The sequence below is a fragment of the Methylobacterium sp. E-005 genome, assembly GCF_022829725.1.
Taxonomy (GTDB): Bacteria; Pseudomonadota; Alphaproteobacteria; order Rhizobiales; family Beijerinckiaceae; genus Methylobacterium.
Map to the genome: position 1 here is coordinate 58,805 of NZ_JAKSYG010000207.1, position 22,776 is coordinate 81,580.

Genomic DNA, 22,776 nt, shown 5'->3' on the forward strand with positions numbered 1-22,776 from the left:
GCCCCCTCGGAATGCCGGTTGTGACGGCTGCGAGCGGGCGTTCGGACGGCCCGTATCCACACTTACTCTATGGTAAAACTGGGGCGACGGCGGCCGAGCGACGCGTCATCGTGGGTCGTCCCAGGCTGGCGCGATTGGTGAAGAACAGATCGATCGCCTTGGCCATGGAGCCGGTGACGCCCGCCCGCCACTCCGGCGATTGCAGCATCTCCAGGTCGCGCTTGCTCGACAGGTAGCCGAGTTCCACCAGCACGCTCGGCACGTCGGGGGAGCGCAGCACCACGAAGCGGGCCTCGCGGTGGGGCTTGGTGCTCATCTCCATCACGGGGCTGAGCTGGCCCATCAGGGTCCGGGCGAAGCCCGAGGAGAAGCCCCGGGTCTCCCGCAGGGTCAGTTCCTGCAGGATGTCGGCGATGTCCGGCGGCGCCTCGGCGGCGTCGAGGCCCGCGGCGGCATCGGCCCGGTTCTCGCGCTCGGCAAGCTTGGCGGATTCGAGGTCGGTCGCCTTCTCGGAATTGGTGTAGATCGTGGCGCCGCGCACCTGCGGGGCGGCCGAGATCGAATCCGCGTGGATCGACACGAACAGGTCGGCCTTGGCCTCCCGGGCGAGGTGGACACGCTCGGCCAAGGGCACGAACACGTCCCGATCGCGGGTCATCCGGACCCGGTAGCGGCCCCCCGCCTCCAGCTTCTCGACCAGCGCCTGGGCGAAGCCGAACACGATGTCCTTCTCGAACACCCCGCCCACCGCGATGGCGCCCGGATCGGTGCCGCCATGGCCGGCATCGACCATGATCAGCGGGCGCTGGTCGGCGGGCTCGGGCGCGGCGGGCCGCGCCTGAGCGGGGGCGGGATCGGCCGCGGCGGCGGCCCTGCGGAACGCCTCGCGGTCAGCGCGCTGGAGCGGGATCGTGAGCAGCACGGCGCCGTCCTTGGCCCCGGTCGTCGTCTCGATCCTGCCCACCGTGGCGGGGTTTGCGAGGTCGATCACGATGCGGGAGCGGCCGGGGGCGAACAGGCCGTAGCGGAAGGATTGCACGAGGCCGTCCCGACGGCTGCCGGTGCCCGATTCGAGCTGAAAGTTGACCTCCGGCAGGTCGATCACCGCCCGGTCGGGCCGCTCCATCACGAAGCCGCGGGCCTCGACCGCCCGGGACAGCGTCAGGGTGAGGCGCGTCGTGCCGCCCTGGCTCGCGAGGTCGGCCCCGATGGCGATGGCGGGCTTGTCGCCGGTCTGCGCAGAAGCGGTCGGACCCGCCAGCGCCGGCAGGAGCGCCAGGGCGAGGCAGAGGCAGAGGCAGACGGAACGGATCAGGCGCGCGCAGCTCGGCATCGGTGCGGTTGGGTTTCCCGTGCCCTCCGTCACGGCATGGGACCGATAGGGTTAACGGGCGGTTGCCGCAACCGCCCCGGTCCGAAAGTCGACGCTGCGGCGGGGCCGGAAACCGGCCTCAGCGGAACGCGACGGCGCGGCTCGCCTTGCCCATCACCGTGACCCAGCAGGTCAGGGAGGCGTCGGCGGCACGCCGGGCCTCGTTGACGTTCAGGCGGATCAGATCGGCCGGCGTGCGGACATCGGACAGGGCCCGGAAATGCGCCAGGGCAGCCGCACCCTCGTCCTGCATGTAACGGGCGATGGTCGAGCCGATCTCGATCATGTCGACGCGGTCGGGCGCGAACATGATCCGGTTCGGCGCCGAGGGCTCGGCGGCGCTCAGCACCCCGGCGGGGACGAGGTCCGGCGTGGAGACCGCACGGAGTTCCGTCTCCGGATCCGCGGGGTCGGCCACAGGCGGTTCGTCATGGATGTCCTGAGGGGCCTCTGCGTCGCGATCCGCCGCGGGGGGGCTCACGGCGTGGGCAATGCGGTCAGCGATATCGGCTTCAGGCTCGGCCGGGACGATGGAATCTGCATCCGGGGCTGATGCCAGAACCGGCTCGTCGGCCTCCGCGAACGCGGCGCGCGACAGGGCTGCGACCGACACATCCGATTCGTCGGCCAGGATCTCGGACAAGGATTCGGGGGGAGCGGGGGTCTTTGTGTCCAGCGGCGGCTTCGGCTGCCAGTCGGGACGGCCCGTTCTCGGCCGACGCGGCTTTCCCATCGCGCGATCTCCTCCTGTCCGCTTCAGCCGACCCGCTTGAGCGTTGGTCGGCCCGCCCCCGGCCTGCCGGCCTCGGACCTGCGACGCTCGGGCGTCGAATCGTGGGATCCGGCCGGTCCGAGGGGCCGCCCGAATCATTGGGACACCCCGATCCTTGCGGACCGGGGGCAGCCGGCCCTCAGCGGGCGGCGTTCTGCGCGAGGGCGCCGTAATCCTTGGCCTGGGCCTGGAAGGCGGCGAACTGGCTGCGGACGAACTCGGACTGCAGCTCGAAGGCCTCGCGCAGGTCCTTGGTGCGCACGAGCTTCTGCGCGAAGTCGAAGGTCGCGTTGGCGTTGGCCTGGGCGTGGTCGAACCCCTTCGCGATCACCGCGCTGAAGGTCGACTGGAAGGTCTGGCCCGAAGACTGAGCCTGCTCGGTGGCCTTGACGGCGTTGGCCATCAGGGTGCCGACGGCGTTGCGGGCCTGATCGACGCTCTTCTCGGCGAAATCGCGCATCTCGGTCGGCATCTCGAAATTCGGAGTCTGCATCTGTGTCTCCAGAATGATCCTTGGAGCGGGACGCCGGCTGCGTCCGCCGTGACGCGCCCTAGATATTGCACTGCAACAAGAAGTCAAGTGCATATTCGGGGGCCGCCGCGACACCGCGGAGGATCAATAAAATGCCGGATCCAGGATCTCGGCAAGTTATCGGACCGGGGCCGTATCTCGATACCAGACCGCCGCCGAGCTTTGCCGTACGCAAAGCCAATAGCGATGGATGATTCGGGCGGTGGACCGATTGACAAGAAATCATCCCCGTGTCCAGTCGCGCGCTAACGAATTATGAAGTCTTGATCCGAGCGCCTGGCTGCAACCGCATCGAAGGCTTCACGGCGTGACGGATTCGCCTAAATGTTGCAGCGCACCAGAGCGATCCGCCATGAGCCCGCCATAGAGGGTCCGGAGCGCAGCCGCATGGGTCGACAGCGTCATCGGGGCGGCGCGGGCGGCGATGCGGGCCTGCGCACCGAGGGTCCGGGCGCAGGCATCGTCCCGCAGGGCCGAGAACGCCGCCGCCAGGGCTTTGGGCTCCGGGGCGACCACGAAGCCGGTCCGGCCGTCCCGAACCTTCTCGGCGGCCCCGGACCGGTCTGAGGCGACCACTGGAATCCCGGCCGCCAGCGCCTCGTAGACGGTGAGCGGCCCGGTCTCGTACCAGCGCGACGGTGCGGCGAGCGCCCGGGCGCGGCTGCGCAAGATCTCCCAGACCGCAGCGGGGCTCTGCCAGCCGATCACCTCGACGCCGTCCCGGGCGCGCAGCTCCGCCTCCAGGGGACCGGCGCCGATGAACAGGGCGGGCAGGCCGGCCGCCCGGGCGGACTCGGCCACGAGGTCGGCCCCCTTCTCCCGGGTCAGGCGCCCGACATAGGCGATGGCGTCGCCGCGCTCGGGGACGGCCGCCGGCCCCTCGGCGATCCGGATCGGATTGTCGATCCGGTGGTGGGTGACGGCGTCGCCGAGGTGGGCCCTGAACCGCCGCCGGCTGGCGTCGCAGACATGGACCACGTGGAGCGGCTGCCCCCGCATCGCCTGCCGCAGGGCCACGGTGCGGGCGACGCGCACCAGCTTGTGGGCGCGGCTGCGCGCGTCGCAGGGCGCCGTGATGCAGGCGGCCGACAGGGGTGTCAGCCCGCAGGGCTCCGCCCGGTCGAAGCGGTAATAGACCCCGTTCGGGCAGGCCAGGGCGTAGTCGTGCAGGGTGACCACGAGGGGCACGCCCGCGCCGGACAGGACCGGGAAGATGGCCGGCGACAGGGCGCGGGTCCATTGATGCAGGTGGATGCAGTGGGGCCGCGCCGGCAGCGCGGCAAGCGCCGACGCGAGGCTGCGCGCCGCCGCGCTGTGCCAGATCCCGGCCGCCGCCGCCTTCACGCCGCCGAGCGACCAGATGTCGGGCAGGCCGAGCACGACCCGCCGGATGTTGTCGTGGGCGAGCAGCGGATCGGCCTCGCCCGGGATCGCCTGGAGGTAGGTGACCGAGACACCCGCCTCCGCGAGCCCCCGGGCCGATTCCAGCGCGACCTTCTCGGCGCCGCCACTGGCGGACGCGAACTCGGCCAGGATCACGACGTGCATGGAAAAGGCCCCGGTCTCTGCTGCCGGGATGATGCCGAAGACCGGTTTACGGGGGATCAACCGCAGGCGTTTACAGATCTTTGTTCCGGTCCAGAGCCTCGGAAACACGCCCGTGCACGTCGTCCTCGTTGCAGACCACGCCTCGATCAACGGCGGTCAGGCCAAGGTGGCGATCGAATCCGCCCTGGGGCTCGCCGCCCGCGGGGTCCGGGTCAGCCTGTTCGCCGCCGTCGGTCCGGTGGATCCGCGGCTCGAACCGGCCGGCATCCGCGTCGTGTGCCTGGAGCAGGACGATATCGCCACGGCGCGCAGCAAGCTGGCGTTTGCCGCGCAGGCGATCTGGAACGGCGCGGCGAGCCGCGCGCTCGCCCGGGAACTCGCCGCCTGCAACCCGCGCGACACCGTGGTCCATGTCCACGCCTTCGCCAAGGCACTGTCGCCCTCGATCGGCACGGCGTTGCGGGCTTCAGGACTCCCCTGCCTCTACACGATGCACGAGTTTTTCCTGGTCTGCCCGACCGGCGGCTTCTACGCCTACCCGGAGCATCAGATCTGCCACCGCACGCCGATGTCGGCCTCCTGCATCGTGGCCAATTGCGACGCGCGCAGCTATCCGCGCAAGGTCGCCCGGATGGTCCGCCACGTCGGCCTCGCGCAGGTGGCCCGGCTGCCGGAGCTGTTTTCCCACGTCATCACGATCAGCAACCTCCAGGAGGGGGTCGTGCGGCCGCTGCTGCCCGCGGGCACCGTGTTCCACCGGGTCGACAACCCGATCGCGGTGGCGCAGGCGCCACTGCGCGACGGGCCCCCGGGCGATTTCCTGTTCGTCGGGCGAATCTCGACCGAGAAGGGCGCGCCGATCTTCGCCGAGGCGGCGCGGCTCGCAGGCGCGCGGGCCGTGTTCGTCGGCGATGGCCCCCAGCGGGCCGAGCTCGCTGCGCGCTATCCGGAGGCCGTCATGCTGGGCTGGCGCGATGCCGCGGGCGTGCAGGCCCTGATGCGGCAGGCCCGGGCGCTGGTCTTCCCGAGCGTCTGGTACGAGGGCCAGCCGCTCACCGTCTACGAGGCGCTGGCCTGCGGCGCGCCGGTGATCGTCAGCGATGTCTGCGCGGGCCGGGAGGCGGTGGTCGACGGCGAGACCGGGTTCTGGTTCCGCTCGGGCGATCCGGAGGCGCTGGCCGCGCACCTGCGCAGCTTGGCCGATGACGGTCTCGCCACCCGGATGAGCCGGGCCGCCTATGAACGCTACTGGGCGGCGCCGCTCACCCTCGACGCCCATCTCGATCGTCTGGCACGCGTCTACGAGACCGTGATGCGCGGCGCCGATGCCCGCGGGCCGGTCACCGCCCCGGCGGTCGCGACGGCCTGACGCCACGCGTGGTTGGGGGGTATGGCGCCGCCGTCTCTGCGAGCGCAGCGGCGTGATGACGGTGTGGCCGCTTCAATCAGACACTCTGACCGTCGGGCGGATCGATCGCACACCGGAAAAATCGGAAACACCCGCCGCCGGCCGCGTTGATGCGCACCAGCACCTTGCGTGCCTCCGTCACCGACGAGCGAACGACATGGCCGACGACCCGAAGCAGAACGAGACCAAGCCGGGCTTCCAGCAGGGCAGCGCCAAGCCGGGCGACAACACGCATCCCGACAACAAGCAGGAGAAGCTGGACGAGCGCCTGGACGACGCCCTGGAGGAGACTTTTCCGTCCAGCGACCCGGTCTCGGTGAAGATCACCAAGTAGGTTCGGGTTTCCAAAGGGCCTGTGGCCCTTTGGCAGGGTGTCGGGGCGGAGCCCCGACGATACCGGGCGGCCGAGCCGCCCGGTCCCTCACGCGGCTTCGAGCAGCCGGCGGGCGATCACCTGGGCCTGGATCTCGGCCGCGCCTTCGAAGATCGACAGGATGCGGGCATCGCACAGGATCCGGCTGACCTTGTATTCCAGCGCGAAGCCGTTGCCGCCGTGGATCTGCAGGGCGTTGTCGGCCGCCGCCCAGGCGACGCGGGCGCCGAGGAGCTTGGCCATCCCGGCCTCGAGGTCGCAGCGCTTGCCCTCGTCCTTCTCGCGGGCCGAGAAGTAGGTGAGCTGGCGGGCGATGTTGATCTCCACCGCCATCATGGCGAGCTTGTCGGCGACCCGCGGGAAGCTGATCAGCGGCTTGCCGAACTGCACCCGCTCCTCGGCGTAGCGCAGGCCGACATCGAGGGCCGACTGGGCGACGCCGATGGCGCGTGCGGCCGTCTGGATGCGGGCCGATTCGAAGGTCTGCATGAGCTGGGCGAAGCCCTTGCCCTCGACCTCGCCGAGCAGGTTCGCAGCCGGGACCTCGAAACCCTCGAAGGCCAGCTCGTATTCCTTCATGCCCCGGTAGCCGAGCACCTCGATCTCGCCGCCCGACAGGCCCTGGACCGGGAACGGCTCCTCATCCGTCCCGCGCGGCTTCTCGGCGATCAGCATGGAGAGGCCCTTGTAGCCCTTCTCCTCGGGCTTGGTCCGGACCAGCACCGTCATGATGTCGGCGCGGACCGGATGGGTGATCCAGGTCTTGTTGCCGCTGATCTTCCAGGTGTCGCCGTCCTTGACGGCCTTGGTGCGCAGGCTGGCCAGATCCGAGCCCGTATTCGGCTCGGTGAAGACGGCGGTCGGCAGAATGTCGCCCGAGGCGATCTTCGGCAGGAAGCGCTGCTTCTGCTCCTCGGTGCCGCCGCACAGGATCAGCTCCGCGGCGATCTCCGAGCGGGTGCCGAGGGAGCCGACGCCGATATAGGCCCGGGACAATTCCTCCGAGACCACGCACATGGCGGTCTTGGGCAGGCCCATGCCGCCGTATTCCTCGGGGATCGTCAGCCCGAAGACGCCGAGCTCGGCCATCTTGGTGACGATCTCCATTGGGATGTAGGCGTTCTTCAGGTGCCACTCATGGGCCTGATCGACCACCTCGGCCTTGCCGAAGCGGCGCATCTCGGAGCGGATCGCCTCCATATCCTCGTCGAGGCCCGAGGCGCCGACGGTCGCCGCGCCGCTGCCGTCGCGCATCTGGGCGACCAGGGCGGCGCGGTTCTCCGACGTGTTGCCCTCGGCGATCAGGGTCTCGACCGCGTCGGTGCGGTATTGTGCCACTTCCTTGGCGGAGAGGCCCAGTGACCCGATGGGGCGGACCATCTCGCCCTGGCTCATCGGGATGCCGGAGAAGAGCTGATCCAGGTACTCGCCCGCGCCGATCCGTACGAGGAGCGACTCGGTCTCCCCGAACCGGCCCTCGGCCTGGAGGCGCTCGGCATAGCCGCCGAGTTCGCGAACCGCCTCCGCGTAGGTGGCGAGCCACGCGAGACCGTGGGCGGCATGCTGCTGGCTTTCGAGCTTGGCGGCATCGATCCGCCCATCCGTCCCGAGGATCCGCGTGCGGACCCGGCGGGTGGCCTCGGCGGCCAGCGCCTTGGCGCTCTCGCCGGCGCTCTTGGTCAGGGACACGAGGTCCTGCGGCTCGGTCTGGATGGCGGGGGATGCGGACATGGTTTTTAGCTCGCGTGGCGTCTTATTGGATCATGCCTTTTAACCTGTTCGGGTCGCAAGCCGAAGCAGATTTCGTTTGGCCGGTCTTGAACTGAAGTTGAAGACCGGGCGAATTGGCGAAAGTTTGATCGGGCCTGCGGGAAGCCGTTCGACTTGCGATCGCCGTGCGGGGTGCTTCGAGTGCCTGCCTGTGCGCGGCGACTCAGCGCTTCTGCTCGCAGCGCGTCTTGACGTAGGCGCCATCCTCGCCCCGGAAGCCGGAATTGGCCGCGAGCACCGGGCCCTGGATCAGGCATTCCTGAAGCGTGTGGGCCGGGCCCGTGACCACATCCATGGCGGTGTCGCGCGAGCAGTCCGGGGCCTGGACCGAGGCAGCGCAGATGAGGGCGACGACGAGGATCTGATTCATGGGGCCTCCCGGCTCGGCCCGGCTTCTCGGACGGCGGGCGGCGTCAAGCGAAAGGCGCGGGTGTGAGCGCAGGTTCCATCACACCAGCGCGGCCAAATCGGCACCGCCTTCGATCGCCGCCGGGTCCGGCACCCGGCCTTCACCCAGCAGGTGCAGGAACGCCGTGAAGGGCGTGTTGCGGCCGATGCTGCAGGCCGCGACCGCCCGGCCCTCCCGGACGTAGTAGGCGATGAAATCGAGGGCCGCCGGATCGCCCTGCAGGATGATCCGCTCGAAATCCGGCGCGTAGCCGCCGTAGTCGAGGCGCCTGTCGCCCTGGTTGCTCCAGAAGAACGGCGCGCCGGAGAAGGCGCCCTGCCCGCCCAGGATCGCCCGGGCCGCGTGGGTGCCGTGCTGCTGGGCGAGGCGCCAATGCTCGATCCGGGCGGTGACCCCGCTGCCATGCTCCGGGAAGGCCGCAATGTCGCCCGCGATCCAGACCCGATCGGCGAGCGTGAGGTCCGCGCCGACCGGGATCCCGCCGTTGTCGTCGGGCTCGACTCCATCGACGATCCCCGTCTCCGGTGCAGCCCCGGCGCCGATCAGGACGAGATCGGCCGGCAGGTTTTCGCCACCCTCGGTCTCGACCGCGGCAACATGGCCGTCGCCGACGATCCGGGCGACGTTGCCCGTCACGAAGGTGACGCCGTTGCCGGAATGGTACTGCTTCAACGCCTTTCCCACGGCCTCGCCGAACCGCTTGGCGAGGGGGATCTCCTCCCGGGACAGCACCGTCACCGACAGGCCGCGCTTGGTCAGGAAGGCCGCCGCCTCCAGGCCGATGAAGCCGGCCCCGATCACCACCACCCGCTTGGCGTGCTCGGCGGCCTCGCTGAGCCGTACGGCGTCGTCGAGGCTGCGGAGCGACATCACGCCGTCGAGGTCTTTACCTTCGAAGTCCGGCACCACGGCGCGGCTGCCGGTGGCGATCAGCAGGGCATCGCCGGTGAGCGTGCGCCCGTCCGCCAGGGTGACGCTGCGGGCGGCCGGATCGACCCGGGTCGCCTCGGCCTCGATCCGCTCGACCTGGTGGACGGCGGCAAAATCCGGCTCCAGCAAGGTCTTTTCCGCGGGCGTGGGCTTCGCCAGGAACTGCTTGGACAGCTTGGTCCGGTCATAGGGCGGATACGCCTCGCGGCCGACCATCGTGATCCGGCGGGAGAAGCCCTCGCGGCGCAGGGTGGTCACGCAGGCGACGGCGGCCGCGCCGGTGCCGACGATCAGGACATGGTCGACCGGCGCTTCGGCGCGCTTGGCCGGGGCCGGTTCGGGGGTGAGCGTCGCGACCGCCTCGCCGCCCTCGATCCGGACGGGATAGCGGGTCAGCGCCTCCAGCGCCGGGGGCTCCTCCAGGCTGCCGTCGGACAGGGCGAAGGCCGCCTTGTGCCATGGGCAGTAGAGCCGGCCGCCGCAGATCTCACCCTTGGCGAGGGGTGCCCCGAGATGCGGGCACTTGGCCTGGAAGGCGCGCACGCCGTCCGCATCGCGCACGAACAGGACCGCGGCGTCGCCCGCCTTGCCCTCGGCTTTGCCGCCCAGGGGAATCGCGTCGAGGGCGAAGCGGATCTCGCGGGGCTTGTCCTGATCCATGCGTGTCGCGCTCGGTGCCGGCCCGGGCCACCCGGCCCGTGCGCATCAAACCGCGAGGCGGCGAAGGGTTTCCGGGCCCTGCGGTCGCAGGCCCAGGTCAGGGTTTCGAAAGGGCGAGCCCTTTCGCGGGTCCAGGCGCGGGTCCAGGGCGGAGCCCTGGAGATCATCTCAGGGCTCCCCCTCGAGACCCCGCCCAAGGGCTCGCCCTCGGGGAATCCGGGCCCAGGCCTTTCAGCCCCGGCTCGCCACCGCGACCCCGAGGGCGGCCAGCCCCATCCCGGCGCCCTGGAGCGGCGTCAGCACCTCGCCGAACAGCAGGTAGCCGAGCACGGCCGCCACCGGCGGGACGAGGAAGAACAGGGCCGCCACCCCCGCCACCGCGCCGCGCCGGATCAGCGCCAGCAGCAGCAGGATGCCGGCCACCGAGTTGATCAGGACCGCCCAGGCGAGCCCGAGCCAGACCGGCGCCACCGGCTCGAACCGCGCGCTGCCGAAGGCGAGCGCCAGGGGGATCGCGCAGGCCATGCCGCCCACGAACTGGAGCGTCGCCCCGGCGAGCAGATCGACCCGGCCGCCGGTGCGCTTCTGCCAGAGGGTGCCGAGCGTCAGCGACAGGACCGCCAGGAAGCTCACCGCCAGCGCGAGCGGCGGGATCCCGGACGGATCGGCGGCGCCGAGCTTCGGGGCCAGCACGAGCCCCGCACCGACGAAGCCCATCAGGATGCCGAGCGCCCGCCGGAGGCTGACGCGCTCGCCGAGGAGGGGCTGTGCCAGCAGCGCGGTCAGCAGCGGCTGGAGGCTGCCCACGAGGGCCGCGATCCCGGCCGGCAGCCCGTGGCTCACCGCCCAGAAGGTGCTCGACAGGTAGACGCCCTGCATCAGGAAGCCCGCGATGACGGGATCGCGCCAGCCCGCCCGGTCGGCCGGCCAGCGCACGCGGGACACCAGGGCGATCCCCGCCAGCACCAGGGTAACCGCCGTGAAGCGGATGGCCGTGAAGCCCAGCGGGTCCGCGTGCGGCACCACCGCGCGCGCGGAGATGAAGCCCGTCGCCCAGATCGGCACGAACAGGGCCGGGAGGGCGCTAGCCGCGCGCGTCGGGGGTCGTGAGGGTGTCAGCATGGCCGTATCTAAGGCGCATCCGGCGCGCGAGTCGCAACGGCGATGCGGCGCATGCCAGGGGCGTGGCGCCCGTGCGTCACCGGCTCGTGTTCGGGACCGGATCGCGTCACCCGCGTTGACGGGCCGGCCCAAGCGCCGTTCATCGGCCGGCCGCCACGGGATGATGAGACAGAGGATCGTGAAACCGCTCCGCAACGGATTGCAGGTCATGGGTGTGGCGGCGCAGCGCTTCGTCTCCCATGACGGCTGGGCGATCGCGAGCCACATCGCGCTCTCGACCCTGACGTCGCTGTTCCCGTTCCTGATCTTGCTGGCGGCCTTGGCCGGCCTGTTCGGCACCCAGTCGCTCGCCGACGAGGCGGGGGTGCTGATCTTCGACGCGTGGCCGCGGGAGATCGCCAAGCCGATCGTCGGCGAGGTCCACCGGGTGCTCACCGAGCAGCGCAGCGGCGTGCTGACGCTGGGCGCCCTCTTCGCCCTCTACTTCTCGTCCTCGGGGGTCGAGAGCCTGCGGGTGGGGCTGAACCGGGCCTATGGCCTGCGCGAGAGCCGGCCCTGGTGGCTGACCCGGCTCGAATCGATCGGCTACGTGATCTGCGGCGCCTTCGCGATGCTGGCCTTCGCGCTGCTCGTGGTGCTGGGGCCGCTGATCTGGCGCGCCCTCGTCCTGGTGGCGCCGGGGCTGGAGCCCCTGAGCCTCACCGTGGCGATCGGGCGGATCGCCGTCACCGCGCTGCTGCTCGCCGTGATCCTGGTCATCGCCCACAAGTTCGTCGCGGCCGGGCGGCGCTCGATCCTGTCGGTGCTGCCGGGGATCGGGGTGACGCTGGTGCTCTGGTTCTTCGCGGGCCTCGGCTTCGGCTTCTATCTCGACCGGTTCTCGAACGCCTACGCGTCGACCTACGGGGGCTTGGCCACCGCGATGGTGTTCCTGGTGTTCCTCTACTGGCTCGCCGCCATGTTCCTGTTCGGCGGCGAGATCAACGGTACGGTGATCGCCGCCCGCCGCAGCCGCCTGCAGGCCAAGATGCTGGCGCGCCGGGCCGAGATGGAGGGCAAATGGACGGAGTCGAGCACCTGAGGATCCGCGCGAACGGCGCGGATCTGCACGTCGCGCGCTGCGGCACCGGGGCGCCGCTGCTGCTGCTCCACGGCTGGCCGGAATTCTGGCTGACCTGGGAACCCGTGATGACCCGGCTCGCGGACCGTCACACCCTGATCGCCCCGGACCTGCGCGGTTTCGGCGACAGCAACAAGCCATCCGGTCCCTTCGGGGCCGCCGATCATGCCGCCGACATGGCGGCACTCCTCGATGCGCTCGGGATCGCGCGGGCCGGCATCGTCGGCCACGATGTCGGCGGGGCGGTGATCCAGGCCCTCGCCCGGGCGCATCCGGAGCTTTGCGCCGGCCTGGTCCTGTTCGATTTCGTCTATCCGGGGATCGGCCCCCGCCTCGGGGCGCCGGACCGGCTCACCGAGATCTGGTACCAGTCCTTCAACCAGATGGACCTGGCGGTGCAGCTCGTGGGCGCGAGCCGCGAGAGCTGCGCCGCCTATATCGGCCATTTCCTGCGGCACTGGTCGCACCGCAAGGATGCGTTCGACGACGTGCTCGACGCCTTCGTGGACGCCTACAGGAAGCCCGGCAACCTCGCGGGCGGCTTCGCACATTACCGGGCCGCCCATGCCGGGCGGGTGGCGATGATGAAGGGCGAGGCCCCGCCTTTGCCGCCGATTACGGTTCCGACCTGCGTGCGCTGGGCCGAGCACGACCCGATCTTCCCCTATGCCTGGACCGACCGCCTGGGCGAGACCTTTTCGGATCTCGACCTCGCGCCGTTCCCAGGGGTGGGGCACTTCCCGCATCGGGAGGATCCGGACCGCGCCGCCGAGACGATCGCGGGGTTTTTCAAGGGGATCGGGTGGGTGTGAGGCGGTATTCCCTCCCCGCTCCGCGGAACCCGGACAGCCCCGCGGGGCGGGGGAACTGCGGAGTCCTGTCCCGTCACGGCACGAAACGAGGCGGCCGCACGATGAGGCCGTTGACCTTCCCCTAACCGGCGCCTGCCAAAGTCATTGTCAGGCGCCACGTTGCGTATCGGCGCCGCGACAGCCCCGCCGGCCGGTCCATCCCGGCGGCGGGGCTGTCGCAGCGCTGGCCGGCTTGCGCCCGTCACCGGTTCCGTGACACTGGCGCGATGACGCGCACCCCCTGGACCGGTCCGCACCCGCTCCTCCTCGCCTCGACCAGCCCGACCCGGCGCCTCCTGCTTGAGAGCGCGGCCCTGCCGGTCGAGACCGCTTCGCCCGATGTCGACGAGCGCGCCCTGGAGGCGCAGAGCGCCGGCCTGTCGCCGCCCGATCTCGCCCTGACGCTCGCCCGCGCCAAGGCCGAATCCGTGGCGGCCCGTTTCCCCGGACGCCTCGTCATCGGCGCCGATCAGGTGCTCGCCTGCGACGGCACGGTGTTTCACAAGCCCGCCGATGCCGCGGCGGCCCGGGCGCAGCTCGCACGCCTCTCCGGCCGCAGCCACGCCCTCCATTCCGCCGTCGTCCTGGCCGGTGCGGTCGAGGACGCCTTCGTGGAGACCGCCCGGCTAACCCTGCGCCCCCTCGATGACCGGGCGATCGCGGCCTATGTGGACTGCGCCGGCGAGGATCGTGTGCGGGCGAGCGTCGGCGGCTACCAGCTCGAAGGGCCGGGCATCCACCTGTTCGAATCGGTCGCGGGCGATCACAGCACCGTGCTGGGCCTGCCGCTTCTGCCGCTCCTCGCGCGGCTGCGGGTCGCAGGGCTTCTGGCTTTTTGAGGGAGTACCGCCGTGGCGGGACACGACCATTCACACGGCGGCCACGATCACGCGGCCCATTCCCACGGCGGGCATTCCCACGGCGGGCATTCCCACGGTGGCCATTCGCATGGGGGCCATTCGCATGGCGGCCACGTCCATGCGCCCAAGAATTTCGGGCCCGCCTTCGCGATCGGCATCGCGCTCAACACCGTCTTCGTGGTGGTGGAGGCGATCTACGGCTATCTCGGCAACTCGATGTCGCTTGTGGCCGATGCCGGTCACAACCTGTCGGATGTTCTGGGGCTCGTGGCGGCCTGGGTCGCCGCGATCCTCGTGCGCCGACAGGCCACGGCGCGCTTCACCTACGGCTATCGCGGCTCCTCGATCCTGGCCGCCCTGTTCAACGCCGTGTTCCTGCTGATCGCCATGGGGGCGGTGATCTGGGAGGCTTTGGTCCGGCTGGTCCATCCCGAGCCCGTGGCGGGGATCACCGTGATGGTGGTGGCCGCCATCGGGATCCTGGTGAACGGCGTCACCGCGTGGCTGTTCGCCAGCGGCGCCAAGGGCGACATCAACATCCGCGGCGCCTTCCTGCACATGGCGGCCGATGCCGCGGTCTCGGCCGGGGTCGTGATCGCCGGCCTCGTGATCCAGCTCACCGGCCTCGTCTGGCTCGACCCGGCCGTCAGCTTGGTCGTCGCAGGCCTCGTGGTCTGGGCGACCTGGGGGCTGCTGCGCGACAGCGTGGCGATGTCGCTCGACGCCGTGCCGTCGGAGATCTCCCCCGAGGCGGTGACCGGCTTCCTGCGCGAGCGGCCCGGGGTCGCCGACATCCACGATCTGCACATCTGGCCGATGAGCACCACCAGCGTCGCCCTGACGGTCCATCTCGTGATGGCGGAGGGCCATCAGGCCCATCGCGTGACCGGCAACGGCTTCCTGGCCGAGACCGCCGAGGGCCTGCGCGCGCGCTTCGGCATCGTCCACGCGACGATGCAGATCGAGGAGGCCGGCGGCCCGGCCTGCCGGCTGGCGGAGGATTGCGCGGCGTGACCACCGGAGCCCCCCGCGCCTTCGTGGTCGGCCACCCGATCGCCCATTCGCGCTCGCCGCTGATCCATGGCCACTGGCTGGCCGAGCACGGGATTGACGGCTCCTATGAGCGCCTCGACGTGACCCCGGAGGCGTTTCCGGACTTCATCCGGGCGCTGCCGGATTCGGGCTTCCGGGGCGGCAACGTCACGATTCCTCACAAGGAGGCGGCCTGCGCGCTCGCCGATACCCTGACGCCGCGGGCGCAAAAGATCGGCGCGGTGAACACCCTGGTGGTCGGGCCCGACGGGCGGATCCGCGGCGACAACACCGACGCGCCGGGCTTCTGCGCCCATCTCGATCACAGCCTGGGGGCGGACTGGCCGGCGCGCGGCAACGGCACGGCCGTGGTGCTGGGCGCGGGCGGCGCGGCGCGGGCGATCGTGGTCGGGCTGGCCGAGCGGGGCATGCGGCGCATCCGGGTCGCCAACCGCACCCTGGCCCGGGCCGAGGCGGTGGCGGCGCTGGCCCCCGGCATCGCCGACGCCCTCGCCTGGGGCGACCTGCCGGCGGCGCTCGCCGAGGCCGGGCTCGTCGTCAACACCACCGCGCTCGGCATGAAGGGCCAGCCGCCCCTCGCCCTCGACCTCGCGCCCCTGCCGTCGGGGGCCGCGGTCGCCGACATCGTGTACGCGCCCCTCGAAACCGATCTTCTCGCGGCGGCGCGCCGCCGGCGGCTCGACGCCGTGGACGGGCTCGGCATGCTCCTGCATCAGGCGGTACCGGGCTTCGAGGCCTGGTTCGGGCCCCGCCCGACCGTCACCCCCGCGTTGCGCGACCGGATCGTGGCGGATCTCGCGCGATGAGGCCGAAGGCCGGGTCCGGACCGATCGTGCTCGGGCTCACCGGCTCGATCGGCATGGGCAAATCGGCCACGGCCGCGATGTTCGCCAAAAGCGGCATCCCGGTCCACGACGCGGATGCCGCCGTCCATGCCCTGTATGGGCCCGGCGGTGCGGCCGCGGCGGCGATCGGAAAAGCCTTTCCGGGCGTGCTCGACGCGGAAGGCGGCGTCGACCGGACGCGCCTGCGCGCGGCGGTACTCGATGCGCCCGACCGGATGGCCGCCCTGGAGGCGATCGTGCATCCCCTGGTCCGGGCAGCCAGCACGTATTTCCTGGCCCGGCACCGGACAGCGCCGCTCGTCGTCCTGGACATTCCCCTCCTCTACGAGACCGGTGGCGAGGCCCGCTGCGACGCGGTCGCGGTGGTGAGCGCCCCGCCGGAGGTCCAGCGCGCCCGGGTGTTGGCCCGCCCCGGCATGGATGAGGCCGCCTTCGCGGCGATCCTGGCCAAGCAGATGCCCGATGCCGAGAAGCGGGCGCGGGCGGATTTCATCATCGATACGAGCCGGGGGTTTCCCGCGGCCGAGGCCGAGGTGACGCGGATTGTCGCCCGGCTGACGCAAGGTCGTGCGCCGCCACACCCGGCGAACGGATGACGCACCCACGCGGTTGAATATCTGCGGTTGTGATTTTCGGGAGAGCGGACCAATCGCAGGGTGGATTCGATGACGTGGCGTCTCAATGGGATCCGTCGAACCGGCTTCACCTGTGCCCTGGCGGTGACGACCTTTTTCGCAGTTGTACCGGCTCGGGCCCAGTACGCCGCCTCCTGCCCGCCGCCAAAAAAATTCGCGGCCGGCGCCTGCGTCATCGCCTGCCCGGCCGGCTACGAGGATCAGGGCCGCGTCTGCGTCTACCGCAACACTTCACGGTAAGGGGCACCGGAGCTTAACTGTGAGTGCCTATCAGACTAAGGCTCTGCCCCTTGTCTGCGAGCCGCGAGACCCATGCTGCGCGAGATCGTCCTCGACACCGAGACCACCGGCACGGAGGCCAAGGGCGGCGACCGGCTGATCGAGATCGGCGCCGTCGAACTCCTCAACCACATCCCCACCGGCCAGACCTTCCACCGCTACTGCAACCCGCAGCGGGCGGTCTCCGAGGGGGCGTTCAACGTCCACGGCCTGTCGGACGCGTTCCTGGCCGACAAGCCGCTCTTCGCCGAGATCGTCGGCGAGCTGCTGGACTTCCTGGGTGACGGACGCCTCGTCATCCACAACGCGCCCTTCGACGTCGGCTTCCTCAACATGGAATATGCCCGGCTCGGCGACCGCGCCCCGCCGCCGATCCGGCTGGAGGACGTGGTCGACACCCTGCCGATGGCCCGGCGCAAGCACCCGGGGGCGGCCAACAACCTCGACGCCCTCTGTTCCCGCTACGGCATCGACAACACGAAGCGCACCAAGCACGGGGCGCTGCTCGACGCCCAGATCCTGGCCGAGGTCTATGTCGAGCTGCTCGGCGGCAAGCAGACCAGCCTCGGACTCATGGACGTGGCGGTCGCCGCCCCCGCCGCGGGATCGGGCGCCCGTCCAGTGGCCGCCGCAGCGCCGCACCCGTACCGCAGCCGCCTGACCGAGGACGAACGGGCCCGCCACGACGCCTTCCGGGCCAGCCTCGGCGCTGCTGCGATCTGGTCCGATTATATCGGCACCGACGAGCCCGCCTGAGGCGCCCGGCAGACCCGCGTCGCCGGATGTTGCGACGCGGCACAGCGAGGTTTATTGCAACGCACAATCCAAGCTCGGCGTACCATCGGTCGGATGGTGAGGATGGTCCATGCGGTGGCTTCGGCGCGTAGGTCCCAGCCGTGACAGGAATGCTGAGACAGCGAGGCGCGCACGCATGACCGACACTCTCGGCAGCCGTGACGGGGAACCGACCCACGGGTCCAACACCTCGCCCTGGGCCGACATGATCGAGGCGACGCGCCTGACCGGCCTCGGCCGCCTCAACGAGGCCACGGCGCTGATCCAGCGGAGCTTCGGCAATGCCCCGCAGGCCCAGAGCGACGCGGCCGCCCCTGAAGCGCAGTCCGGGACGGTGCGAGACACGGCCGAGTCCGCTCCGCGGGTGCGCGAGGTGGTCGGTCAGGTCGTACGCGGCCTCGCGCCGGTGCTGAAGGGCCTGGGTAAACCCCTGCGCCAGCCCGCGCCGCCCGCCGACTCTTCCGTTCCTCCAGGCGGCCGCTTCGTGGCCCTGAGCCACACGGAGGCCGCCGGCGGCCGCGACTACAAGCTGTTCATCCCGAGCCGTCCGGACGCCCGGGCACCGCTCGTCGTGATGCTGCACGGCTGCACGCAGAACCCGGACGATTTCGCCGCCGGCACCGGCATGAACACCCTGGCGGAGCGCGCGGGCGTGTTCGTGGCCTACCCGGCGCAGAGCCGGCAGGCCCATGCCCAGCGCTGCTGGAACTGGTACGATCCCCGCGACCAGGCCCGCGGCTCGGGCGAGCCGGCGATCATCACGGGCCTCACCCGCGCGATCGTGGCCGAACACCCGATCGACCCGGCCCGGATCTATATCGCGGGCCTGTCGGCAGGGGGCGCGGCCGCCCTCACCATCGCCCGGGCCTATCCGGACCTCTACGCCGCCGTGGGCGTGCATTCGGGCCTCGCGGCCGGCTGCGCCCGCGACCTCGGCTCGGCCCTGATGGCCATGCAGGTCGGGGCGCCGGGCCTCGCCGCACCGACGCCGTTCGGCGCGCCCGCCACGGCCACCCGCGTACCCACCATCATCTTCCACGGCGAGGATGACGGGACGGTGAGCGTGCGCAACGCCGATCAGGTGCTGGCGCAGGCCAACGTGGCGGGGCTGACCGCCCGGTCCGAGACCCTGGAGGGCCGCGGCCATCCCTTCACCCGCACCCGCTACCGGGATTCGTCCGACCGGGTGGTGGTGGAGGATTGGCGGGTGCGCGGCGCCGGCCATGCGTGGTCGGGCGGCCACCCCGAGGGCAGCTACACGGACCGCGACGGCCCCGACGCCTCCCGGGCCATGCTCGACTTCTTCGCCGAGCACCGCCTGGGGCCGAAGCGCCGGTAACGGGTTTCCAAAGGGCGAGCCCTTTGGCGGGGTATCGGGGCGGAGCCCTGATGTGTAGCCCGGTCGCCGAACGCAGGGCCCTGCCCTGCACCCGCAAAAGGTCCCGGACCTTTTGAAACCAGGACTTGCGATGACCACCATTCCGACCCTGAACGGCCTCGGCGCCATCGCCGACCGGTACGACCTGATCCTCTGCGATGTCTGGGGCGTGCTGCACGACGGCCAGAAGGCCCATGGGCCGGCCGGCGAGGCGCTGATCCGCTTCCGTGGCTTGGCCGGGGACCGGCCGCGCCGTGTTGTCCTGGTCTCGAACGCCCCCCGGCCCGGGGACGGCGTGGGGCGGATCCTCGACCGGTTCGGGGTGCCGCGGGAGGCCTACGACGCGATCCTCACCTCGGGTGACCTCACCCGCGGCTTGATCGCGGCGCGGCCCGGCGCCCGGATCCGCCATATCGGGCCGGAGCGGGACCTCGGCATCTTCCAGGGTCTCGATCTCAGCCTCGTGCCGGAGGATGAGGCCGATCTCGTGGTCTGCACCGGCCTGTTCGATGATCGCAGCGAGACTGCGGAGGATTACCGGCCGGAGCTGACGCGGCTCGCCGCCCGCGGGCTGACCATGATCTGCGCCAATCCCGACCTCGTGGTGGAGAGCGGCAACCGGCTGATCCCCTGCGCGGGCCTGCTGGCGGCGGCCTATGCCGAGCTCGGCGGCGATGTCGTCTATGCCGGCAAGCCGCACCGGCCGGTCTACGAGGCGGCGCTCACCAAAGGCGGCGACCTGACCGGTGCCCCCGTGGATCCGGCCCGGGTCCTGGCGATCGGCGACGCGATCCGCACCGACATCGCGGGGGCGCGGGGGTTCGGCATCGCGAGCCTGCTGGTCGCCCGGGGCATCCACACGGAGGAACTCGGCGTCACGGCCGAGCACCACCGGCTGGGCGACATCGCGGACTGGCTCGGCCAGCAGGCGGTGCATCCCGATGCGGTGATCGAGCGGCTGCGCTGGTAGGACGGTACGTCGCGCGGCAGCCTGCTGCGACACCGATCCTCCGAAACAATCCCGTCCCCGTCCCATTGGAGAGGTGCTGCAACGTTCGCGGGCAGACATTTCATCCATGGACAACGGGATTTCGATGACGCCCCAATTCTGGTTGTGGCTGGGCTTTGCAGGCATGGCGGCGGGAGCCGCCGCGATCCTGGTCCTGGCGAAGCGGCGGACACAAGCCGAAGAGGCCGACGGCATCATCCACGGGATCGTGCCGATCATCGCGGCCTGCTCGTACTTCGCCATGGCGACCGGGCAGGGAAGCCTCGTCCTGCCCGCCGGCCCCGATGCGGCCGAGGCCGCGCGCCAGTTCTACTTCGCCCGCTACATCGACTGGACGTTCACCACGCCCCTGCTGCTCGTCGGCCTGGCCCGCACCGCGATGCATTCCGGCCTGCGCCGGCCGGCCGTGGTCTGGGGGCTGATCGGCTCCGACCTGATCATGATCGTGACCGCCTTCGCCTTCGGCCTGTCCGACGTCGCCGCGGTGAAGTGGACGTGGTTTGCCATCTCGTGCGGCGCCTTCCTGGCGGTGTTCTACGGGATCTTCGTGCAGCTGCGCGAGGAGAACGCCAGCGAGCGGGCGGACGTGCGCAAGGCCTTCCTGCGCAATGCCGTGTTCCTCTCAGGCGTCTGGTGCGGTTACCCCATCGTGCTGCTCCTGGGTCAGGACGGCCTCGGCTTCCTGTCGCCGACCGTCGCCCTGGCGGTGATCGCGCTCCTCGATCTGACCGCCAAGGTCGTCTACGGCATCATGGCGACCCTGGAGACGACGCGCGCCGTCGATCGCGACCTGAAGGAGGGGCCTGTCGCCGCCCCGCCGCTGCGCCGGGCAGCCTGACCGGATGGCGGGCCCGTCCTCCGTCTCCCTCCCCGGGAACGCGGCGGGCGTGCGCCGCCACCGGATCCCCTTATCGGGGACCCGCCTGCTGCAGGGCGCCGGCACGCTGGTCGTGCTCGGTCTGGCCGCCTCCGCGATGCTGCCCCGTGACGCCTCCTGGTTGGTGGCTCTGGTGGCGGTGATCGTTCTCGGGGTCCCCCATGGGGCCCTGGACGGCGCGGTGGCGGCGCCCCTGCTGCGGCCCCGCTTCGGGCGGGTGTGGTTCCCGGTTTTCGCCCTCCCGTATCTCGGGCTGGCGGGTTCGGTGCTGCTGGCTTGGCAGGTCGTACCGATGGCCACCCTGGCGGCGTTCCTGGCCATCTCGGTCCTGCATTTCGGCACGGAGGATGCCGGACCCGGCAGGCCGTTCGAGGCGCTCGTGCGCGGGGGCCTTCCGGTCGCCCTGCCGGCGCTGCTGCACCCGGAGCAGACGGCGGGGCTCTTCGCGGTCGTTGCCCGCGTGCCGATGCCGGAACTCCCCGGCTGGTGGTCGGCCGCCGCTTGGCTGTGGCTTGCCCTGGCGGCGGCTTGGCTCCTGATCGGCCGGCCGCGTCCGGCGGTGATGGCCGAGATGGCCGTCCTGGCGGCGGCCTTCCTGGCACTGCCGCCGCTCACGGCCTTCACGCTGTACTTCGTCGGCCTTCATGCCCCCCGCCACATGCTGGCGCTGGTGCGCGATTCCGTACGGGCACCTGGGATCGACACGGTACCGCGGGCGGTCCGCGCCTCGCTGCCGATCTTCGGGCTGACCCTCGGGCTCGGCGCCGGGCTGTGGCCGCTCTATGCCTCCGGCGCACCGGATACGGCGGCGAACCTCCTGACCGTGACACTCCGCATGCTGTCCGCCCTGACCGTGCCTCACATCCTGCTGGATCACGTCGCGGCCCGCTGGCCATCCGGGCTGGACAAACGCACGATCACCCCGCAGGCAAGGCCGGTTTCGGGAGGCGCACCTTAATGACCGACCCCGTCCCGGCCGCCGCCCATGCCCGGACGATCCTCGCCGCCCACGAGCATCGCCGCCCGATCGCGCCGCTGACCGGCTGGGATCCGGCCCTCGACCTGCCGGCCGCCTACCGGGTGGCCGAGGAGGTCCGGCGCCTGCGCGCCGCCCGGGGCGAGCGGGTGGTCGGCCGCAAGATCGGCTTCACCAACACGACCCTCTGGGACCGGTACGGCGTCCGGGCGCCGATCTGGGGCCACGTCTACGACACGACCCTGCGCGACCGCGCCGCCCTGGCCGGGCCCGTGGCGCTCGCCGCCTTCGTCGAGCCGCGCATCGAGCCGGAGATCGTGTTCGGGCTGGCCCGTGCCCCGGAACCCGGCATGGATGAAGCGGACCTGATCGGATGCGTCGCCTGGGCGGCCTTGGGCTTCGAGATCGTCCAATCCCTCTATCCCGGCTGGCGCTTCGCCGCCCCCGACACGGTCGCGGCCTTCGGGCTGCACGGGCTGCTGGTGGTCGGCCAGCGGGTGCCGATCACCGTGGCGGAGCGGCGGAGCTGGATCGAGCGGCTCGAAACCTTCTCGATCGATCTCCTGCGGGATGGAACGCCCGCAGACCGGGGCGGCGGCCGGAACGTCCTGGGTGGGGGGCCCCTCGCCGCCCTCGTCCATCTTGTTGATGTGCTGGCTAACGATCCGCTGTCGCCGTCCATGGCCGCCGGCGAGATCATCACCACCGGCACCCTGACCGACGCGCTGCCGGTGGCCCCCGGTCAGCGCTGGCAGACCCGGATCCACGGATTGCCGCTCCCCGATCTCGATCTCGCCTTGATCTGAGGTGCGCGACGGGGCTTATCGTCGGGTCTCGCAACCACCTTGCGACGGCTCCGGGATTCAGGCCTTGGCGATGCTTAGCCGACATGCCACATCCAAGCGCATGCCTGGTCGCCCACGGAGACGCTACACGGCCTTCCTCGTCGCCGTGACGCCGGAGCGCGGCCGCAAGGCAGCGCGCCCCGTGGTCTATGCGGTGATGAAACCCAGTGCCGAGGAGGCCCTGGACGCGGTGCGCGGCTTGGCGGAGCCGCGGGACGCCGTCGCCCTGGTGGGCGGCCTGTCCACCCGGATCGCCAAGACGCTCAAGCTGAAACCCGACGAGCCGCGCGCGGTGTGATTCGTCCCGCCCCTATCCCCTCAGGCCGAACCCAATCGGGTTGAGCATGCGGCGGCAGC

At 71.2% G+C, this 22,776-nt stretch carries 24 protein-coding genes; 16 read left to right on the forward strand and 8 right to left on the reverse strand.

Translation table 11 applies throughout. The features are described from left to right. Positions 1-67 precede the first annotated feature (67 nt). The 4 genes from MKK88_RS23800 to MKK88_RS23815 all read right to left on the reverse strand — a co-directional run bounded on the left by MKK88_RS23800 (position 68) and on the right by MKK88_RS23815 (position 4,224). Positions 68-1,333 (reverse strand): N-acetylmuramoyl-L-alanine amidase, encoded by a 1,266-nt coding sequence (locus MKK88_RS23800; RefSeq protein WP_244004138.1) that lies wholly within the window; start codon positions 1,331-1,333, stop codon positions 68-70. A gap of 118 nt (positions 1,334-1,451) precedes the next feature. Then, complete coding sequence (locus tag MKK88_RS23805; RefSeq protein WP_244004140.1) at positions 1,452-2,015, reverse strand: hypothetical protein; 564 nt, start codon at positions 2,013-2,015, stop codon at positions 1,452-1,454. Between the two features lie 268 nt (positions 2,016-2,283). Then, positions 2,284-2,637: a phasin gene (locus MKK88_RS23810; protein WP_244004142.1), complete on the reverse strand. Its 354-nt coding sequence runs from the start codon at positions 2,635-2,637 to the stop codon at positions 2,284-2,286. Positions 2,638-2,976: 339 nt separating this feature from the next. Further along, the gene (locus tag MKK88_RS23815; RefSeq protein ID WP_244004143.1) at positions 2,977-4,224 is read right to left on the reverse strand and encodes a glycosyltransferase; all 1,248 of its coding nucleotides are present in this window, start codon (positions 4,222-4,224) and stop codon (positions 2,977-2,979) included. Positions 4,225-4,336: 112 nt separating this feature from the next. Between MKK88_RS23815 and MKK88_RS23820 the strand changes: the two genes are divergently transcribed. Then, complete coding sequence (locus MKK88_RS23820) at positions 4,337-5,593, forward strand: glycosyltransferase family 4 protein (protein WP_244004145.1); 1,257 nt, start codon at positions 4,337-4,339, stop codon at positions 5,591-5,593. A gap of 196 nt (positions 5,594-5,789) precedes the next feature. Continuing rightward, positions 5,790-5,966: a hypothetical protein gene (locus MKK88_RS23825; RefSeq protein ID WP_244004147.1), complete on the forward strand. Its 177-nt coding sequence runs from the start codon at positions 5,790-5,792 to the stop codon at positions 5,964-5,966. An 87-nt stretch (positions 5,967-6,053) separates the two neighbouring features. Here MKK88_RS23825 and MKK88_RS23830 read toward each other — a convergent pair whose 3' ends face one another. From MKK88_RS23830 to MKK88_RS23845, 4 genes are all read right to left on the reverse strand, one after another. Then, positions 6,054-7,736 (reverse strand): acyl-CoA dehydrogenase family protein, encoded by a 1,683-nt coding sequence (locus MKK88_RS23830; RefSeq protein ID WP_244004149.1) that lies wholly within the window; start codon positions 7,734-7,736, stop codon positions 6,054-6,056. A 202-nt stretch (positions 7,737-7,938) separates the two neighbouring features. Then, a complete protein-coding gene (locus tag MKK88_RS23835) occupies positions 7,939-8,145 on the reverse strand; it encodes a hypothetical protein (protein ID WP_244004151.1) in 207 nt (68 codons plus the stop codon). Positions 8,146-8,223: 78 nt separating this feature from the next. Beyond that, positions 8,224-9,774 (reverse strand): FAD-dependent oxidoreductase, encoded by a 1,551-nt coding sequence (locus MKK88_RS23840; protein ID WP_244004153.1) that lies wholly within the window; start codon positions 9,772-9,774, stop codon positions 8,224-8,226. Between the two features lie 231 nt (positions 9,775-10,005). After that, entirely contained in the window at positions 10,006-10,896 is an 891-nt protein-coding gene (locus tag MKK88_RS23845) for a DMT family transporter (RefSeq protein WP_244004155.1), read from the reverse strand. A 163-nt stretch (positions 10,897-11,059) separates the two neighbouring features. Here MKK88_RS23845 and MKK88_RS23850 point away from each other — a divergent pair, with 163 nt between their 5' ends. The 14 genes from MKK88_RS23850 (at position 11,060) to MKK88_RS23915 (ending at position 22,717) form a co-directional block, all read left to right on the forward strand. After that, on the forward strand, positions 11,060-11,977 hold the full coding sequence (locus tag MKK88_RS23850) for a YihY/virulence factor BrkB family protein (protein ID WP_409566699.1): 918 nt from the start codon (positions 11,060-11,062) through the stop codon (positions 11,975-11,977). Then, positions 11,956-12,828 carry an alpha/beta fold hydrolase gene (locus MKK88_RS23855; RefSeq protein WP_244004157.1) on the forward strand — a complete coding sequence of 291 codons (873 nt, stop codon included), beginning with the start codon at positions 11,956-11,958 and terminating at the stop codon, positions 12,826-12,828. Before MKK88_RS23850 ends, MKK88_RS23855 begins: the two co-directional genes overlap by 22 nt. A 266-nt stretch (positions 12,829-13,094) precedes the next feature. After that, positions 13,095-13,706: a Maf family protein gene (locus MKK88_RS23860; protein WP_244004159.1), complete on the forward strand. Its 612-nt coding sequence runs from the start codon at positions 13,095-13,097 to the stop codon at positions 13,704-13,706. Between the two features lie 12 nt (positions 13,707-13,718). Next, the gene (locus MKK88_RS23865; protein ID WP_244004161.1) at positions 13,719-14,741 is read left to right on the forward strand and encodes a cation diffusion facilitator family transporter; all 1,023 of its coding nucleotides are present in this window, start codon (positions 13,719-13,721) and stop codon (positions 14,739-14,741) included. Then, positions 14,738-15,586: a shikimate dehydrogenase gene (locus MKK88_RS23870; RefSeq protein ID WP_244004162.1), complete on the forward strand. Its 849-nt coding sequence runs from the start codon at positions 14,738-14,740 to the stop codon at positions 15,584-15,586. The genes MKK88_RS23865 and MKK88_RS23870 overlap by 4 nt, the downstream gene beginning before the upstream one ends. Further along, positions 15,583-16,221 carry a dephospho-CoA kinase gene (gene coaE, locus MKK88_RS23875; protein ID WP_244004164.1) on the forward strand — a complete coding sequence of 213 codons (639 nt, stop codon included), beginning with the start codon at positions 15,583-15,585 and terminating at the stop codon, positions 16,219-16,221. Before MKK88_RS23870 ends, coaE begins: the two co-directional genes overlap by 4 nt. Before the next feature lie 69 nt (positions 16,222-16,290). Then, positions 16,291-16,500 carry a hypothetical protein gene (locus MKK88_RS23880; protein ID WP_244004166.1) on the forward strand — a complete coding sequence of 70 codons (210 nt, stop codon included), beginning with the start codon at positions 16,291-16,293 and terminating at the stop codon, positions 16,498-16,500. A 72-nt stretch (positions 16,501-16,572) separates the two neighbouring features. After that, positions 16,573-17,295, forward strand: a complete 723-nt coding sequence (dnaQ, locus tag MKK88_RS23885; RefSeq protein ID WP_244004167.1) for a DNA polymerase III subunit epsilon — start codon at positions 16,573-16,575, stop codon at positions 17,293-17,295. Positions 17,296-17,470: 175 nt separating this feature from the next. After that, positions 17,471-18,673 carry a PHB depolymerase family esterase gene (locus tag MKK88_RS23890; RefSeq protein ID WP_244004169.1) on the forward strand — a complete coding sequence of 401 codons (1,203 nt, stop codon included), beginning with the start codon at positions 17,471-17,473 and terminating at the stop codon, positions 18,671-18,673. Between the two features lie 130 nt (positions 18,674-18,803). Then, positions 18,804-19,682: a TIGR01459 family HAD-type hydrolase gene (locus tag MKK88_RS23895; protein ID WP_244004171.1), complete on the forward strand. Its 879-nt coding sequence runs from the start codon at positions 18,804-18,806 to the stop codon at positions 19,680-19,682. A 106-nt stretch (positions 19,683-19,788) separates the two neighbouring features. Continuing rightward, on the forward strand, positions 19,789-20,559 hold the full coding sequence (locus MKK88_RS23900; RefSeq protein WP_244004173.1) for a bacteriorhodopsin: 771 nt from the start codon (positions 19,789-19,791) through the stop codon (positions 20,557-20,559). 49 nt (positions 20,560-20,608) lie between these two features. Next, positions 20,609-21,556 (forward strand): Brp/Blh family beta-carotene 15,15'-dioxygenase, encoded by a 948-nt coding sequence (locus tag MKK88_RS23905; RefSeq protein WP_244004175.1) that lies wholly within the window; start codon positions 20,609-20,611, stop codon positions 21,554-21,556. After that, positions 21,556-22,380, forward strand: coding sequence for a 2-keto-4-pentenoate hydratase (locus MKK88_RS23910; protein ID WP_244004176.1), 825 nt, complete (start codon positions 21,556-21,558; stop codon positions 22,378-22,380). The genes MKK88_RS23905 and MKK88_RS23910 overlap by 1 nt, the downstream gene beginning before the upstream one ends. A gap of 100 nt (positions 22,381-22,480) precedes the next feature. Further along, positions 22,481-22,717, forward strand: coding sequence for a hypothetical protein (locus tag MKK88_RS23915; RefSeq protein ID WP_244004178.1), 237 nt, complete (start codon positions 22,481-22,483; stop codon positions 22,715-22,717). The last annotated feature ends 59 nt before the right edge of the window (positions 22,718-22,776 follow it).

Coding starts and splice junctions, on each gene's coding strand:
- MKK88_RS23830 (WP_244004149.1), bottom strand. CDS start 7,736: ATGTCCGCATCCCCCGCCATCCAGACCGAGCCGCAGGACCTCGTGTCC.
- MKK88_RS23835 (WP_244004151.1), bottom strand. CDS start 8,145: ATGAATCAGATCCTCGTCGTCGCCCTCATCTGCGCTGCCTCGGTCCAG.
- MKK88_RS23825 (WP_244004147.1), top strand. CDS start 5,790: ATGGCCGACGACCCGAAGCAGAACGAGACCAAGCCGGGCTTCCAGCAG.
- coaE (WP_244004164.1), top strand. CDS start 15,583: ATGAGGCCGAAGGCCGGGTCCGGACCGATCGTGCTCGGGCTCACCGGC.
- MKK88_RS23850 (WP_409566699.1), top strand. CDS start 11,060: ATGAGACAGAGGATCGTGAAACCGCTCCGCAACGGATTGCAGGTCATG.
- MKK88_RS23915 (WP_244004178.1), top strand. CDS start 22,481: ATGCCTGGTCGCCCACGGAGACGCTACACGGCCTTCCTCGTCGCCGTG.
- MKK88_RS23900 (WP_244004173.1), top strand. CDS start 19,789: ATGGACAACGGGATTTCGATGACGCCCCAATTCTGGTTGTGGCTGGGC.
- MKK88_RS23890 (WP_244004169.1), top strand. CDS start 17,471: ATGACCGACACTCTCGGCAGCCGTGACGGGGAACCGACCCACGGGTCC.
- MKK88_RS23810 (WP_244004142.1), bottom strand. CDS start 2,637: ATGCAGACTCCGAATTTCGAGATGCCGACCGAGATGCGCGATTTCGCC.
- MKK88_RS23855 (WP_244004157.1), top strand. CDS start 11,956: ATGGACGGAGTCGAGCACCTGAGGATCCGCGCGAACGGCGCGGATCTG.
- MKK88_RS23895 (WP_244004171.1), top strand. CDS start 18,804: ATGACCACCATTCCGACCCTGAACGGCCTCGGCGCCATCGCCGACCGG.
- MKK88_RS23880 (WP_244004166.1), top strand. CDS start 16,291: ATGACGTGGCGTCTCAATGGGATCCGTCGAACCGGCTTCACCTGTGCC.
- MKK88_RS23815 (WP_244004143.1), bottom strand. CDS start 4,224: ATGCACGTCGTGATCCTGGCCGAGTTCGCGTCCGCCAGTGGCGGCGCC.
- MKK88_RS23860 (WP_244004159.1), top strand. CDS start 13,095: ATGACGCGCACCCCCTGGACCGGTCCGCACCCGCTCCTCCTCGCCTCG.
- MKK88_RS23845 (WP_244004155.1), bottom strand. CDS start 10,896: ATGCTGACACCCTCACGACCCCCGACGCGCGCGGCTAGCGCCCTCCCG.
- dnaQ (WP_244004167.1), top strand. CDS start 16,573: ATGCTGCGCGAGATCGTCCTCGACACCGAGACCACCGGCACGGAGGCC.
- MKK88_RS23800 (WP_244004138.1), bottom strand. CDS start 1,333: ATGCCGAGCTGCGCGCGCCTGATCCGTTCCGTCTGCCTCTGCCTCTGC.
- MKK88_RS23840 (WP_244004153.1), bottom strand. CDS start 9,774: ATGGATCAGGACAAGCCCCGCGAGATCCGCTTCGCCCTCGACGCGATT.
- MKK88_RS23910 (WP_244004176.1), top strand. CDS start 21,556: ATGACCGACCCCGTCCCGGCCGCCGCCCATGCCCGGACGATCCTCGCC.